The sequence below is a fragment of the Planctomyces sp. SH-PL14 genome (assembly GCF_001610835.1).
GTDB lineage: Bacteria > Planctomycetota > Planctomycetia > Planctomycetales > Planctomycetaceae > Planctomyces_A.
Window position 1 is genome coordinate 5,420,990 of sequence record NZ_CP011270.1, and the last position, 15,235, is coordinate 5,436,224.

Consider the following 15,235-nt stretch of genomic DNA (forward strand, 5'->3'; position numbering starts at 1 on the left):
GGGAGGAGCGAGAAATCGCGGCGGCGCGGTCCGGCGGAAGCCGCTGGTGGGCGGCTCAATCCGAGGTGGCCGGGGCAGAGCCTTGCGGCGGACCTTCGGACTTCAGCGGGGACGTGCGCAGCGGCCGGCCCGGTTCTCGATGGAGATCGGTGGCCGGACTTCCTCCTGGGAGGCGGAATCAGCCTTGCGGCGGGCGGAGGATGCCGTCGATCAGCGTGACGGCGCGAAGCAGGTGTTCGATTTCACAGCCCAGGCTCGTCGCGGTGGACGGGCTGACCGGGTCGGAGGGAGCGATGATGAGGTCGCCGACGGGCGCCGGCTGGACGGACCGCGGCGCCGGGGTGGGGGCGGGGGCTTCCGAGCAGTGCGGGCCGGAGCACTTCGGCGGAATCGGCGATTGCGGGGCGGCGTCAGGGCCGGCGGGCAGCGTCGATCCGAGCAGCCCGAATTCGGGCTGGAGCATGGCGGCGTGGTCCCAGTTGTGGGGGAGGTTGCCGCAGCGGGCCCAGGCGGAATCGGCCGTCAGGAAACAGAGCATCCCCACCAGGACCGCGAGGGCGGCTGGAATCTTCGACGGGCGAAGTGAGGGGGATTGAAGCATGAAGACCGGCTGAAGTGTTCGTGCAACGTACCCGCGAAGTGAGAGCAATGCAAGAAGTGAGTTTGGGAATGAAGATCGTCCGTGGCATACGGAAATCTAAAGCGCAACCCGTTCACCGGGTCCAGGGGCACCCTGGTGGGGGAGTGCAGAGGGGCGAGGGAGGCGGAAGGGGTTCAGGCTGAAGGCGGAAGGTAGAGCGGCGCGACTCTGGATCGTTTGGCCCTGTTCGGGTCCAGGGGGACCCTGGTCAGGGGATGCAAGGGGGAGAATCCCCCTTGCCCGCCGGAGGCCGTCTCGTCTCGATCTCTCTGAAAGAGCGAGGGTCCAATCGCGGACGACGTGTCGTATGCCCCCTCACCAACCCGCGGCGCCTTCAGGGGCGAGCGGTGATCCTCAACGCCGGTTCCACAAAGCGGACGTCCGTGGCGTCCCACGGTTCCTCATGGAAGCGCCTCCGGCGGCAAGGGGGTGAGACCCCCTTGACCCCGGCTGCCGTTGCACATTGGGTTTGAGCTATCAGCGTCGTGTCGGCAACAACGGCGTTACTTGACCTCGGCCGCCGCACCCGGCGGAAGCGCCACCTGGCTGTGGTGCCGCAAATACGCCACCAGATCCCGAATCTGATCCGCCGTCAACGTCTGCAACTGCCCCTCCGGCATCGGCGACAGATCCGTCGGCCGACTCTCCTCGATGTCGGTCTTGTCGATCGTCACCTTCTCCGTCAGCGTCTGCAGCGTGATCGTCTTCTCCGTCTGCTGCGTAATGACCCCGTTCAGCACCCGGCCGTCGACGAGGACAACAATCGTCATCCGGAAGTCCTTGTTCACCACCGCGCTCGGATCGATCACGTTCTCCAGGATGTAATCGAGGTTGCTCCGGTTCGACCCTGTCAGGTCCGGCCCGATCGTCTGCCCCTCCCCATACAGCTTGTGACACTTGAGGCACGTGTTCCGGAAGACCAGCCGCCCGTTCGAAAGGTCCGCCTTCGCCAGAACCTCATCGGACAACCGCCCCTTCAGCTCCGCCATCAGCGCCCGCTTCTCAGCCGACGAGTCCCGAAGCTGCCCCCACACCTCCGTCGTCCGCGCACTGAGGGCCGAATCCCCCAGGCTGTGAATCTGCCGGACATGGAACGACGTCAGATCCTCCCGCGGAATTTTCCCCTCGGCGATCGCTTCCAGCAGCGGCCGGGCAAAGGCCGCACGGGAAACGAGGATTGACATGATCTGCGGCCGCTCCGGAGCCCGGAACCCGCGGTATGCCTTCACGAGCTGCTCGCCGATCTTGGGATCGTCAAACAGCGCCAGCCCCTTGGCGGCGGAAACATTGATGACCCGCTCGCCGACAAGCTGCTGGCAGATGTCGCGGAGATCCGGTGGACGGCTCTCGATGAGCGTCGCCACCGCCGCCTGCCGCGCGGCCATCGGCGCGGCCTTGTCGAGGGCAATCCGCTTCACCTCATCTAGCGCCCGCCCATCGCCGAACAGCACGTTCAGGTCCCGCGCCATCGCGACGAGCTTTTCGTCCGATGACGTTTCGAGCAGCGGCAGGATCGTCTTCCAGCTCGCCGGCATCTTCGCCTTCCGCCACCCGCGGAGTCCGTCGCTGAGTCCCGTCACGATGTCCCGCCGATAGTCCTCGGACTGCGTGGCAGCGAACGTCAGGAGCTCGCTGAGCGGCGCGGGAGTGCGGTCGATCTCCTCGGCAAGACGGCGGGCGATGAACGTCCGCGTGGTCGGCCACTGGCAGGCCTTCGCCACCGGCACGAGCGCCGCGGGATCGACGTCCGCCACCGGAATCAGTCCGTACCAGACGAGCAGCGGCAGGTCGTGGTCGTCCCGATCCTCCGGATGGGAGACGAGCGCCTGCGCCAGCGGAGCCCGCAGGCCAACCGGCAGCCGCTGGAGAGTCGAAGCGAGCGTCAGCCGCACCAGCCCCGAAGGATCGGTTTGCGCCACCCGCGTCAGGAGCGGGGCGACCGCTTCCGCCGCGTGCGAGATCGTGGCGGTCGCGCCCGGGTCGTAGGGGACCGGCCCCAGCGGCCCGTCGAGCGGGAACGGATCGGTCAGCATCCGGACCGCCTGCGTCCGGATCGCTTCATCGGTGTGAGCGAGACACTCGCCCAGGAACGGAGCGTCGAGCGCCCCGATGTTGAACAGCGTCAGGAACGACCGCATCCGCAGCACGCGGTCCTCGGACCGGGCCACCGTCCGCATCAGCTCCGTGGCGGCGTCGGCCAGCGGCTGTGTCGCCGCCCGCCGCTCCGCCAGGATCAGCCGGGCCTGCCGGACGTACCACTCGTTCGGCGAGCCATGCAGGGCCACGAGATCGGTGTCGCTCAACCGATGAAGGTCAAACGCCGCGGGGGCCTTCGGACTGCCGTAAACGATCTTGTAGATCCGTCCGCTCGTGCGATGGACGCCGTTCCGCTCGTGACACTCGCCCGTATCGCTCCAGTCGATGATGTACACCCCGCCGTCCGGCCCATACGACAGATCGAGCGCCCGGTACCAGGGATCGTCGCTGAGAAGAAAATCCTTCGCATGCCGGCCCACGAATCCGCCGCCGTGCCGCTCCAGCCGCTCGGTGTTCACGCGGCGGCCGTGGAGGTTGATCGTGTACAGGAGACCGCGATGCTCGGCCGGCCAGTTGTCGCCGAGATAAATCATGGCGCCGGAGTGAGCGTGTCCGCCGCCGAGGTCGTTCGCCGCGCCGTCGCGGGAGTTCTGCCATCCCTTGCCGGTGTCGTAGTGAAAGTGATCGGCGTGATGGCTCATCAGGTCATAGACCCGCGGGTTCGGATCGAGCGTCCCGTTCCGCAGGAAGTGCCCGCCGACAACGTTGTAGAACAGGTGCCCGGTGACGGTGTTGGTATAGAAGAGTTCCCCCAGGGCATCCCAGTCGTGCCCCCAGGGATTCGTCGTCCCGGTGCAGAGTGTCTCATACGTCTTGCGGATCGGGTGGTACCGCCACATCCCGCCCCGCAGCGGAACCCGCCGCGCGTCGGGCGTTCCCGGCGGACCGATCTCTCCGGGACACGACCCGCCGCAGCGTCCGTAGAGCCATCCGTCGGGACCGAACCGCAGCCCGTTCGCAAAGTTGTGATAGCTCTCGCTGAAGACGTTGAATCCGTCGAGGACGGTCTGCGGCGGTCCGTCCGGCACGTCATCCCGGTCGGCGTCGGGGATGAACATCAGCCGCGGCGGGCACATGACCCACACGCCGCCGTGGCCGACTTCGACGCTCGTCAGGATCTGGAGGTTGTCGACGAACACCTTCCGCGAGTCGAACCGCCCGTCGCCGTTCGTGTCCTCAAAGATCAGGACCCGGTCCCGCAGCCCCAGGTCAAAGCGGGTCTGGCCGTCGGCATAGGTGTAGTTCTCGGCAATCCACAGCCGCCCCCGCGCGTCCCACGTCATCCCGATCGGGTTCTGAACATCGGGCTCCGCGGCAAACAGCGTCGCCCGGAACCCCTCCGGAAGCCGCAGCCGCTTGACCGCCTCCTCGGGCGGCGTCGCGGCCGCCTTGGCATCGTCGAGCGTGTTGAACGGCTGCGGAAAGTCGTCCGCCGCCGCGGCAGCCGCGCAGGCCGAAACGACGGCGATCATCAGGAGGAGAGCGGGAAAGCGCATGCGTCACTCACACCAGATTGTCAGGGTTCGCCAAGGTGACAGAATTCCGGCGGCGATACCACCGACTGCGATCGTGCCGGACCGCCCGGAGAACCCGTGATGGCATTTCGACAAGCGAAATCGGATTCACACCGCGAACAGAAGACGTGGAACGAGTGGATTGAGAAGAATCGGGCTGCCCTGGTTGCGATGGGACTTCCTCCCGAGGTGATGGTCGACGCCAGCTGCTGGTCTGACTTCCTCGAGAACGGTCACCTGCACTGGCACCCGTCGAGCGGTTTCGACTTTCATCAGCTGACCCATCATCAGCTGGTTCTCCTGCGAGACTTCCTCGAAAAGGACGCCTTGAAAGATCGAGCTCCCACACTGCTCAGGTGGCTGCGTACTCGAAATCTGGGACAGAGCTGACAAGGATGCGACTTCGTCCCGATCTTGCGTCCGATGGTCCCGTACGCATTGAGTCACCTAAATCAGCCCGAGACGCCAATGGATGCGCTGACAAAGGAAATCCTCCTGCGGTCCTTTCAGCATGGTTTTAGTCCCGATTTGACAGCCAGCCTGATCGACGAGTCTCGGGTCAACGAACACATCACCGGAGTACACGACACTACGGAAGCCGAAGCATCTGATCGCATTCGGATGATGATCGAAGGTGGCCTCATAGGCATTGTGACAACGGAACTTGCAGACCGGGTTTGGCGGGAGATCGACGAGTGTGGTGACTCGCTGGAAAGCCTCTCCCGAAGAGTGCCGGGTGTCGGCGGAATAATGCCGACCGGAATGGGGCAGCAGATTCTCAGAGGCTTGGTCCCTCGAAACTGGCATTGCTCCCACGAAACGGATTCCGCGACCGGGTTCCGGTACTACTGGCAACTGGAGTACGCCGATCGGGAGCAGTGCTGTCCATTTAGCGAGGACTTCTTCCAAGCACCGAACGCACGTTATCGCGACTGCGAGACGAGAGGTTGCCGTGTGACGGCCTGCGGCCCTTGGTGGTCAACCTGGTGGTGGCGACATCCCACGGGCTATCTGATTCTGTGCAAGAGCCACCAAGACCATACTTGACGAACCGTCACCCACTTTGCGGCGCTGATTGATTACCTCAATCTGTCATTCAACGCGCCAAGCCGCCACACTGCCGCTTTTGCCCGGGAAATAGCGTCCACGTCGAGTCATGTTCGGTCTCCTCAACATCAACAAACCCCTCCGTCTCACTTCCCGCGACGTCGTCAACCGCGTCTGCAAACGGGTGCATCCGATCAAGGTCGGACATGCCGGGACCCTCGACCCGCTGGCCAGCGGAGTGCTCGTCGTGTGCGTCGGACACGCGACGCGGCTCGTGTCGTACATCCAGGACGAGAGCAAGACCTACATCGGGACCTTCGTCTTTGGGAAACGGAGCGAGACCGAGGACTGTGAAGGGGTTGTGGAGGACGTGCCTGTCGGGCACATCCCGCGCGAGGAGCTGGAGGCGATCCTGCCGCGGTTCACGGGGCGGATTCGTCAGCGGCCGTCGCAGTTCTCCGCGATTCGTGTCGGGGGGCAGCGAGCTTATGAGCGGGCGAGGAAGGGGCAGGTGGTGGAGGTCCCGGAGCGGGATGTGGAGATTCATGCGCTCCGCTGCGTGGAGTACGACTTTCCCACGTTTCGGCTGGAGGTCGAGTGCGGGTCAGGGACCTATATGCGGTCGCTGGGGCGGGATATCGGGCTGGCTCTCGGGACCCATGCGCTGATGGTGGGCCTGGAGCGGACGCGGATCGGGGACTTTCGGATCGACGACGCGCTGTCGATCGAGGATTTGAGTGCGGACGTGATTGCGGCGCATCTCCGCTCGCCGCTGGAGGCTCTGGGGCGGTTTCCGCAGGTGATGCTGAGTTCACACGATGTGGCTCAGTTGCGGATGGGGCGGTGCCTGCGGCATGACTGTCTGCTCTACGCGCCTCCCGGTGAGGTTGTGGGGGTTCATGCGGGCGAAGCGGTGTCGCTGCTGCGGGTCCACAACAACCAGCTCGTGCCGGTCATGGTCTTCTGACGTGACACCGTTCATGCCGGCGCAACGTGGATAGCTCAAACCCAACGTGCGACGGCAGCCGGGGTCAAGGGGGCAACCCCTTGCCGCCGGAGGCGCTTCTGTGAGGAACCGTGGGACACAACGGACGTTCCCTTTGTGGAACCGGCGTTGAGGATCACCGCTCGCCCCTGAAGGCGCCGCGGGTTGGTGAGGGGGCATACAGCACGTTGTCCGCGTTTGGACACGGCGCGCTTCAGACATCTCTCGACGGCCAGGCCTCCGGCGGGCAAAGGGGATTCTCCCCTCTGCACTCCCTGACCAGGGTGCCCCTGGACCCGGTGAGGGCCAATGATCCTGAGTTGCGCCGCTCTACCTTCCGCCTTCAGCCTGAACCCCTTCCGCCTCCCTCACTGCGGCACGGGCGCCGCCTGCGACTTGATCAACGCAATCAAATCCGCAATGTCCTGCGGAGTCACCGTCTTCTCCAAACCCACCGGCATCAACGACACCCCGTTCGCCTTCAACACATCGATTTCAGCGCGAGGAATCGCCTCTTCTTTCCCCTCCGCCATCCGCAACGTCACCGCGTCCGCCGTGTCCGCCGCGATCAACCCGTTCAGCACCCGCCCCGCATCCGTGATCACGGTATACGACTGGTAAATCGCCTGCGCCTCCCGGTTCGGATCCAGAATCGCAATCAGCAGATCTTCAGGCGACTTGTTCACCACCGAAACCAGCTGCGGACCCACATTGGCCCCCTCGTTCCCGACCTTGTGGCACGTCACGCAGTGCTTCGTAAACGCCAGCTTCCCCCGCGCGACATCCCCCGCCAGCTCCAGCGCCGGCCGGTAACTCTCAATCACCTTCTGCCGGTCCTGATTCGGCATCCCGAACACCGCCGCCGCCTGCTTCCGAATCCCCTCATTGGGATGCGACAACAGCGTCTGCCGCGAAGTCGGATCCACCTCACCCGGCGAAATCCCCCCGCCACCCACCGCGGTCAGCAGCGCCGTAATCCGCTCGTTCCGCTTCAGCAGCGTCGTCATCGTCACCGTCCGCAAGTGCGGCCCCATCTGCGGCCAAACCGCCAGCAGCGGCGCGGAGAGGTCCGCGTTGAGCCCCCCCACCGTCGTGATTGCCGCGGCCTGCAGCTCCGGCGGCGTCTGCGGCGACAGCAGCTTTTCAAGCAGCCCCGCAAACCGATCCGCCGGCAGCGTCGCCACGATCGGCATCACAGCCAGCCGTCCCTTCAAGGGAGCAGCCGAGTCGGTCGCCCGCCCCTCGGCAGCCGTCCACGCCGTTTCGATCATCGCCTTCGCCGGAGCCGCAAGCTTCGGCGAACCGATGAGGCCCGCCAGCGACTTGCCCGAGCTCTCCAGCCGCCCGCCCAAGGTCGCGATCATCCCGCTCCGCGCCGGGGAATCGGGGAGCGACGCAATCCGGTTAAGGATTTGCAGCACCCCTTCCTCCGTCGCCGCCGCACGGGCCAGAAGCCGCCGCCGCCACGTAGAATCCTGGTCCCCCTTCGCCAGCAGTTCGTCGAGAAGCGGCAGAGCCCGGGTCCCGATCGAGCTCGTCAGCATCTCAAGCACGTCGGAGTTGAGCCCCGATCGGGTCGCCAGCGCCGTGAGAGCCTTGAGCGACTCCGGCGAATCGATCTCGCCGAGGGCGTAAGCGACAGCGAACTCGACACGGACGTTGTCCTCGCTCGCGAGTGCGAGGATCGGACCCGCGAGGGCCGGCATCGCCTTCAGTCGCGGCGCGGCGAGCCACACGGCCCGCTCGCGAATGTGCGGATCGCGATCCGCCAGAGCGGCCAGCATGTCCGCCTCGTCAATCGCATCGAGACCGTCCAGAACCGCCAGCGCGTGCAGCCGTCCCAGCGGTGTCGCCCCTTCGCGGACCAGCTTTCGAGCGGGCTCGATGGCCGCCTTGTCCTGCCGTTCCCAGAGCAGCCGCTGGGCGGTCTCCCGCTCCCAGCCGTTCGTCGAGTTGAGGCTCGCAACCAACTCCACGGTGGTCTTCGTCGCCAGGACCGGGAACGGCCGGTGCTTCCAGCCCGGCGGCGTCAGCCGGTAGATCCGCCCCTTGTCGTCGCCGCTCTCCAGGTTCAGGAACGCCTTGATGTCATCCGGGATCGCGATCGGGTGCTCGATCGTCTCGCGGTACATGTCGAGGACGTACAGGCACCCGTCCGGCCCGTTGACGAAGTTCGTCGGACGGAACCACGTGTCGGTCGAGGTGATGAACTCGACCCCCTCATCCGCCCGCTTGGCCAGGAAGCTCGCGCCGTTCTCGCCGACGGTCTTGCGGTGGATCAGGTTTCCGCCGACGTCGCCGATAAAGGCGTTGCCGAAGAACTCCGGCGGATAGGCGTCGCCGCGGTAGATCGTGACGCCGGTGGCCGACGTGAAGAAGCCGGTTGCGACGAGCTCGGTCTCCGAGACCCGTTTGCGGAACGCCGGATCGGCCGCCCGGCGGCGGGTGCGGACGACGCGCCACGGCTCGGCCGGGCTCGTCCGGAAGACCGGCGCGGCGGCGCCGTCGGCGGCGACGGAGCGGATCGGCGGGGCGGTGATCCCGGAGTCCTTCCGGTCGAGCGCCTGGCGGGGATAGACGATGTGCTGGATGTGGTTGCTGTTGTTGCAGACGAACCGGTTCCCCCAGTCGTCATACGAGTGGCCGAACTGCTGGCCGCCGGTGACGCGGGTCAGCTCGTTCGTCTTCGGGTTGAGGGCCCAGTCGCTCGCCCGCAGCGGACCGACGTCCTTGCCCTCCATGTGCAGGCTGCTCTGGGCGGTCCCGCCGCTGGCGGTGATCCGGTTGTCGAGCCCCCACTTCATGTTGTTCGCCAGCCCCTGCACGTTGTAACGGCTGAACCCCTCGATGATTTCTTTGCGCTCGTCGGCGACGCCGTCGCCGTTCGTGTCCTTGAAGTAGTACAGCTTGTCCGGCGCGAGGGCGAAGACCCCGTCGTCGTAGCAGCAGACACTGACCACCCAGCTCATCTTGTCGGCGTAGACGGTGCTCTTGTCGAAGATCCCGTCGCCATCGGTGTCCTCCAGCCGGCGGACCTGGCAGGCGTTCTTCTTGCCGAGCGGCATCGGCTGCATCTCGCGGACTTCTTCCGAGTACGGATAGCCCAGCATCTCGGCCACATACTGCCGGCCGTAAGCGTCGAAGCAGGCATCGACCGGATCGAGGACGTCCGGCTCATGCGCGACGAGCTGCAGCGAGAACCCGTGCTGGACCTTGAACGTCTTCTGAACGTCGGCGATCTCCACCGGCGGCAGCCGCTTCATTTCCTCGGCGAGCGAAGGGGGCGCCGCGGGATCGGCAGGGGCCGCAGCCATCGGAGCCGCCGCGGGTGCGGGAGCTGGCGTCGTTGCCGGAGCAGCGGGAGCCGCCGCGACGGCAGTCGGAGGCGTCTGGGCCGGTGCGGGAGAGGGGGCCGTCGAGAGGACGAGGGCGCCGGTGAAGAGACCGAGGGCCAATGCGGCGAACGGAACCGCCAGTGCGGGCGCGGCAGCGGAGCGAGACGACATATTCAGATCCAGCAGGTTGGCAGCGTGACCACAGGAGCGCGTGCGATCAAACAGCTGAATTCAGGCGGGCGAAGGGGAGGGCGGTGGTAGGGAGTTCAGAGCTTGTCGACGGAGGGATCCTGGGGCTTCACATCGGGGCAAAAAAACGGACGACGCGCAAGCATCGTCCGATCCAAAGTACCGTCCGCCGCCAGCGGTTCAACTCACCGACCCCTGACGACGATTGACTGACGACTCTCAGTGCTTCGTCAGCAGGCCGCGGCGGCGGCGTTCGCTGTACGCCTGAAGGCCGTCTTCGATGATCGGAATGCTCGGGGCGGAGTCCAGGATCTCGTCGACCTCGACCGCCTTCCCTTCGAGCTGCTTGTAGTCCTGGAAGAACCGCCGCAGCATGGCGAGGCGGTGGTAGGGAAGCTCGCTCGCTTCCCGGAACGAGGCGTACTCGGGGTCGTGCGTGGCGACGGCGAGGATCTTGTGGTCCTTCTTGTCGTTGTCGATCATGGTCATCAGGCCGATCGTACGGGCCTGGACCAGCGTCAGCGGGGCGACCGGCTCCTGGCAGAGAACGAGGACGTCGAGCGGGTCGTCGTCTTCGGCGAAGGTCTGCGGGATGAAGCCGTAGTTCGCCGGGTAGTAGACGGCGGAGTAGAGGATGCGGTCGACTTTCAGCAGGCCGGTCTGCTTGTCGAGCTCGTACTTGACGCTCGAGCCCATGGGGATCTCGATGACCGTCGTGAACTCACGCGGCAGGTTTTCACCCGGGGTCACATCATGCCAGGGATGCATTGCGGCTCTTTGGTAGGAAGAGGGTCCAAGCGCTGTCCCGGCACGATAGTAGGCCCGCGACACGAGTCGCAAGGGACTCCTCGCCGAGCCGCACCACGGGAGGGCGAAGCTCCCGCGAAGTTGCGGACCACGGGAGGGCGACGCTCCTGCGGAGCCGCAGACGTTGCCGGGCTTCCACTCTCGACACGGCCGAACCTCCGTCTCCGCTTCGGTTGCAGCCGGTCCGGTTGGAATCGAAGACGCGGGGACGGTTCGCGGCTCAGCAGGAGCTTCGCCCTCCCAAGGTCCCGGCTCGCGCCAATTCCGGAGACGGGACCTTCGGGCCGGACGATTACCGTCGCCGTCCACGGGAGCGATCGGACGGCGGAGGCTCGTGGGAGCGCCGCCAGACTTCGCTGAGCAGGATTCCGCAGGCGACCGAGACGTTGAGGCTCTCGACGACGCCCGTTCCGGGGATCTGGAGGAGCTGGTCCGCCAGGGCCTCGATCGGGGGGGACATTCCCTCCCCCTCGCTCCCCAGGACGACCACGATCCGCCGGCCGAGCGGCGCGCCGTAGACCGCATCGCCGTGGTGGCTCGACGTCGCGACGATCCGGAAGCCGAACTCCTTGAGCCGCTCCAGGTCCCCGACCGGGTCGGTGAGGCCGTAGACCGGCACGAACTCCGCTCCCCCTTCGGCGACGCGGACCGCGGCGGGGGAGAGGGGCGGGAGGTCACCCTTGGCCCCCAGGATCGCGCTGACTCCGAAGTGGGAGGCGATCCGCAGGATGGAGCCGAGGTTGTGCGGGTTCTGGACGCCGTCGAGGTAGAGGAACGGGCCGGAGAGCCGCTTCTCTTCCAGCCACCGCATCATGTCGCCGGTCGACCAGCGGCGGTATTCGCGGGCCAGGATCGCGATCCCCTCGTGGTGGATCGAGCCGGTGATCCGTTCGAGGTTGTCGTCTTCGACGACCTGAAAACCCTTGCGCTCCTGGACACAGTAGTCGAGGAGGGCGGAGAAGTGCCGTCGGCGATCCTCCGTAATATAGACGCGGATGACGTCCTTGGGCCGGCGGGCGAAGAGGGCCTCGCAGGCCCGCACGCCGTGGTACTTTTCCTCGGTCTCGCCGACGTGGCGGTCGCGTTCGCGGGCCGGCCCTTTTGCTGGCAGTCCCTTGGCTGGCAGCCGTTTCGGTGGCGGTCCTTGCGGCGGCGGCCCCTGGGAAGCTCCTTTGGCCGGCGGTCCCTGGGAGGGTCCCTTCGATGGGGGCCCTTTGGGGGGACGAGGACCGGCGCCGGGAGTGAAGCCGGGGCGGGGACCGCGGTCGGGGCGGGGGCCGCGATCGGAGGGGCGGGACGGTTTGCGGGGGGGCTTCATCGAAGGTGCGGAGTGGGACGGGAGGCGACGTTCGGGGTCGCCAATGTCGGGCAGCTTACGGTTCCCGGCAGCGGATCACCACGTCCGCGTAGCGATGGAATCAAACCGCATCCTTGCCGGCACGACGTGGCTACCTCAAACCCAACGTGCGACGGCCGCTGGGGTCAAGGGGGCCTCGCCCCCTTGCCGCCGGAGGCGCTTCCATGAGGAACCGTGGGACACAACGGATGTCCCCTTTGTGGACCCGGCGTTGAGAGGTCCTCGCTCGCCTTGCAATCCCTACGGGTTGGTGAGGGGCATACAGCACGTTGTCCGCGTTTGGACACGGCGCGCTTCAGACATCTCTCGACGGCCAGGCCTCCGGCGGGCAAAGGGGCGTTGCCCCCTTGCATCCCCCACCAGGGTGCCCCTGGACCCGGATGGGGTGGTGGGAGTTCTAGTTTTCTTGCGGCAGGCCCTTCCAAAGCCGGATCGTGCCATCCGCCGCCGCGCTTGCCAACCTCGTCCCATCCGGACTGCAAACGACACTCGTCACCGAATCCGTGTGCCCCAACAACCGGACCACCGGCTCACCCGTCTCGGCATTCCACAAGATCACCTGCCGATCGTTCGCCCCCGAGACAAGCCACTTCCCATCGGGACTGAAGGCAACACTCTCCACCGGCGCCTGATGCCGCGTCAGCTCCATCACAACCTTCCCGGCCGCCACATCCCAAAGACGGATCGTCCGCGAGTCGCCGCTGCTGGCCAGCCGCTTACCGTCCGGAGCAAAGGCCAGCGTCCAGACGGGGCCCGTCTGACCCACCAGACTCCCGCGAGTCGAAGGCTTTGGCATGATCGCGTACAGCCCGATCGGCGAGTCTTCACCCCCGCTCGCCAGACTCATGCCGTCGCGGCTCGCGGCGAGGACTTTGACCTGGCTGCGGTGAATGACCAGGGAGGCCCGCAGTGCGGAGGTGGCCGGATCGCTCAACAGGACGGCACCGATCGGCATCCCGAAGGCCAGCAACCGCCCCTCGTCGCACCAGGCCAGGCAGCGGATCGGTCCGTTGCGACCTTCGAAAACGATCCGCTCGAGTCCCATCTCAACGTTCCACGTCCGCACGATCCCGTCATCGCCCGCGCTGGCCAGCATCCCGGCGCCGTTGAACTGGACGGCACGGACCGGGCCGTGGTGTTCCTTGAACGTCCGCAGCGATTCGCCCGTCGTCCCATCCCAGACCTGCACAAGCCCCCGGCCATTGCCGCTCGCCAGCCGTTTCCCGTCCGGGTGGAAGGCGATGCTCAGAAACGCGGACGACGACTCAAACGTCGCCGTCGCCGCCTTCGCCCCCAAATCCCACAACCAGATCATCCCATCCCGGCGCGTCACCGCCTGCGGGTGTCCCTCGGGATCAAACTCGACCCGCAGGACCGGCGCGGCGGCGACGGAGGTGGCTCGTTCCTGCCCGGAGTCGACCTCCCACAGCCGCAGCGATCCCCGATCCCCCCCGGCGAAAAGCTGTGCCCCGTCCGGGCTGAATGCGAGCGTCGTGACGGCGTCCGGCAGCGCGGGGAGTTCACGGATCTTCTCGCCGGTCGCCGCATTCCAGATCCGCACGACCTTGTCCTCACCCCCCGCGGCGACGCGCGTCCCGTCGGGATTCCAGGCGACCGTGTTCACGAAGCTCTTCGCCCCTTCGAGTCGGCGGGCGATCATGCTCTTCTCAAGATCCCAGATCAGGACGGCATGGTCGTCCCCGCCGCTCGCGAGCTGCTTTCCATCGGGGCGGAACGCGAGGCACGACACCGCTTCTTCATGGCGCGAAAGCGTGGAGCGCTCCCGGCCGGCGGCAACATCCCACAGCCGGATCGTGCCGTCGTCGCGCCCCTCCGCCAGGACAGTTCCGTCCGGCGAGAAGGCAACGGTGTTCACGCCGATCCCGTTTCCCTGGAGGACGTGCGTCGACTCCTTCGTCGCGACGTCCCACAGCCGGACGGTCCCATCGCCGCTGCCACTCGCGATCGTCCGGCCATCGGGCGAGACCGCAACGCTGTTGACCGTATGCGTATGCCCGGCAAGCGTGACAGTGTTCCGCCCGGTAGCGACATCCCACAGCCGGACCGTGCGATCGAATCCGCCGCTGACGAGCCACTTCCGGTCGCCGCTCCGCGCGACGCAGAAGACTTCGGACGTGTGCCCCTCGGTCCGGATCACCCGCTCCAGGGTGACCTCCGGCGCCTGCCCAGTAGCGACATTGCCCAGCAGCACGACCGCGGCCAGCCCGCAGACGGCGAGCATCGAAAGGAACCGCACCGGGCACCCGAACGGGGACGAAGGGCCGGGACCGAGGCTGGTCGTCGCGCCGGCGGCATCGTCCTCCGCGACGGTCAAGATTTGAGGAACTCCATCCCGTACTTGGCGGAGAGGCTGACCGCCTTGGCGATCCACGCTTCCTGCTCCGCGGCGGTCATCGGCGGCGCGGGGGCGGTCCGGCTGGCGACCGGCGTCCCGGTTTCGAGGAAGAACTCTTCGAGGCCCGCGGGGGAACAGAGGCAGAGCATGCGGGCCGGTTGGTCCGAGACGTTGCGGAACGTGTGCGGTGCGCTGGACGGGACGTTGGCGGTGTCGCCGGCGCGGAGCGTCGCCTTCTCGCCGCGGAAGGTGACTTCGATCTCCCCTTCGAGGATCCGGAACATCTCCTCGAAGTCGTGCCGGTGCGGCGGCGGCCCCCCGCCGGGTGGGACGTACATATCGACCAGACAGTACTGCCCGCCGGTGTCGGCCCCGGTGACGAGGATCGTATAGGTGTCCCCGGCGATGGCGACGTGCGGGTGGCGGGCCTCATCGGCGCGAACGACCGTCAGGGTCCGGTCGGTCGAGTCTGGCCGCATGGCGGATGGTGACATCGGAGCGTGTTCGGTCATGGCAGAAGGTTCTCGCTGTTGGGCAACGGATTCGGTTTTGTCTCTGGAATGCATTCCTTGGCTCGAACCACGTCCTTGCCGGCGCGGCTATGCCACCTCAGACCCAATGTGCGACGGCAGCCTGGGGTCAAGGGGGCCACGCCCCCTTGCCGCCGGAGGCATTTTCTATGAGGAACCGTGGGACACAACGGATGTCCCCTTTCTGGTACCAGCGATGAGGACTCCCTCACATCACACCGCTGGCTTTGCAATCCCCGCGGGTTAGGTGAGGGGGCATCCGGCACGGTGTCCGCGCTTGGACGCGATCTCCTTCAGACAGTGTCCGACGAGACAAGCCTCCGGCGGGCAAGGGGGATTCTCCCCCCTGCACCCCCTGACCAGGGTGCCCCTGGACCC

Annotated in this window: 10 protein-coding genes; 3 read left to right on the plus strand and 7 right to left on the minus strand. The window is 66.5% G+C overall.

Features of this window, described 5'->3' with window-relative positions:
* Positions 1–178 precede the first annotated feature (178 nt).
* Both VT03_RS20610 and VT03_RS20615 read right to left on the minus strand, forming a co-directional pair.
* Complete coding sequence (locus VT03_RS20610) at positions 179–601, minus strand: hypothetical protein (protein WP_156514653.1); 423 nt, start codon at positions 599–601, stop codon at positions 179–181.
* Between the two features lie 542 nt (positions 602–1,143).
* A complete protein-coding gene (locus tag VT03_RS20615; RefSeq protein ID WP_075094729.1) occupies positions 1,144–4,233 on the minus strand; it encodes a PVC-type heme-binding CxxCH protein in 3,090 nt (1,029 codons plus the stop codon).
* Positions 4,234–4,332: 99 nt separating this feature from the next.
* Between VT03_RS20615 and VT03_RS34300 the strand changes: the two genes are divergently transcribed.
* The 3 genes from VT03_RS34300 to truB all read left to right on the plus strand — a co-directional run bounded on the left by VT03_RS34300 (position 4,333) and on the right by truB (position 6,265).
* Positions 4,333–4,641 (plus strand): hypothetical protein, encoded by a 309-nt coding sequence (locus VT03_RS34300; protein WP_075094730.1) that lies wholly within the window; start codon positions 4,333–4,335, stop codon positions 4,639–4,641.
* A gap of 78 nt (positions 4,642–4,719) precedes the next feature.
* Positions 4,720–5,298 carry a hypothetical protein gene (locus VT03_RS20625; protein WP_075094731.1) on the plus strand — a complete coding sequence of 193 codons (579 nt, stop codon included), beginning with the start codon at positions 4,720–4,722 and terminating at the stop codon, positions 5,296–5,298.
* A gap of 109 nt (positions 5,299–5,407) precedes the next feature.
* Positions 5,408–6,265 carry a tRNA pseudouridine(55) synthase TruB gene (gene truB / locus VT03_RS20630; protein WP_075094732.1) on the plus strand — a complete coding sequence of 286 codons (858 nt, stop codon included), beginning with the start codon at positions 5,408–5,410 and terminating at the stop codon, positions 6,263–6,265.
* Positions 6,266–6,651: 386 nt separating this feature from the next.
* Here the strand turns inward: truB and VT03_RS20635 are convergent, their stop codons facing one another.
* The 5 genes from VT03_RS20635 to VT03_RS20655 all read right to left on the minus strand — a co-directional run bounded on the left by VT03_RS20635 (position 6,652) and on the right by VT03_RS20655 (position 14,839).
* Positions 6,652–9,789: a PVC-type heme-binding CxxCH protein gene (locus tag VT03_RS20635; RefSeq protein ID WP_156514654.1), complete on the minus strand. Its 3,138-nt coding sequence runs from the start codon at positions 9,787–9,789 to the stop codon at positions 6,652–6,654.
* 237 nt (positions 9,790–10,026) lie between these two features.
* Positions 10,027–10,575 (minus strand): inorganic diphosphatase, encoded by a 549-nt coding sequence (locus VT03_RS20640; RefSeq protein ID WP_075094734.1) that lies wholly within the window; start codon positions 10,573–10,575, stop codon positions 10,027–10,029.
* A gap of 331 nt (positions 10,576–10,906) precedes the next feature.
* Positions 10,907–11,656, minus strand: coding sequence for a TrmH family RNA methyltransferase (locus tag VT03_RS20645; RefSeq protein ID WP_197489025.1), 750 nt, complete (start codon positions 11,654–11,656; stop codon positions 10,907–10,909).
* A 712-nt stretch (positions 11,657–12,368) separates the two neighbouring features.
* A complete protein-coding gene (locus VT03_RS20650) occupies positions 12,369–14,306 on the minus strand; it encodes a WD40 repeat domain-containing protein (RefSeq protein ID WP_075094735.1) in 1,938 nt (645 codons plus the stop codon).
* The gene (locus VT03_RS20655; protein WP_197489026.1) at positions 14,303–14,839 is read right to left on the minus strand and encodes a cupin domain-containing protein; all 537 of its coding nucleotides are present in this window, start codon (positions 14,837–14,839) and stop codon (positions 14,303–14,305) included. The genes VT03_RS20650 and VT03_RS20655 overlap by 4 nt, the downstream gene beginning before the upstream one ends.
* Between the last annotated feature and the right edge of the window lie 396 nt (positions 14,840–15,235).

Bases quoted from the DNA above. Each gene is read 5' to 3' on its own strand.
- truB (WP_075094732.1), top strand. From the start codon at position 5,408: ATGTTCGGTCTCCTCAACATCAACAAACCCCTCCGTCTCACTTCCCGC.
- VT03_RS20640 (WP_075094734.1), bottom strand. From the start codon at position 10,575: ATGCATCCCTGGCATGATGTGACCCCGGGTGAAAACCTGCCGCGTGAG.
- VT03_RS20655 (WP_197489026.1), bottom strand. From the start codon at position 14,839: ATGACCGAACACGCTCCGATGTCACCATCCGCCATGCGGCCAGACTCG.
- VT03_RS34300 (WP_075094730.1), top strand. From the start codon at position 4,333: ATGGCATTTCGACAAGCGAAATCGGATTCACACCGCGAACAGAAGACG.
- VT03_RS20625 (WP_075094731.1), top strand. From the start codon at position 4,720: ATGGATGCGCTGACAAAGGAAATCCTCCTGCGGTCCTTTCAGCATGGT.
- VT03_RS20635 (WP_156514654.1), bottom strand. From the start codon at position 9,789: ATGTCGTCTCGCTCCGCTGCCGCGCCCGCACTGGCGGTTCCGTTCGCC.
- VT03_RS20610 (WP_156514653.1), bottom strand. From the start codon at position 601: ATGCTTCAATCCCCCTCACTTCGCCCGTCGAAGATTCCAGCCGCCCTC.
- VT03_RS20615 (WP_075094729.1), bottom strand. From the start codon at position 4,233: ATGCGCTTTCCCGCTCTCCTCCTGATGATCGCCGTCGTTTCGGCCTGC.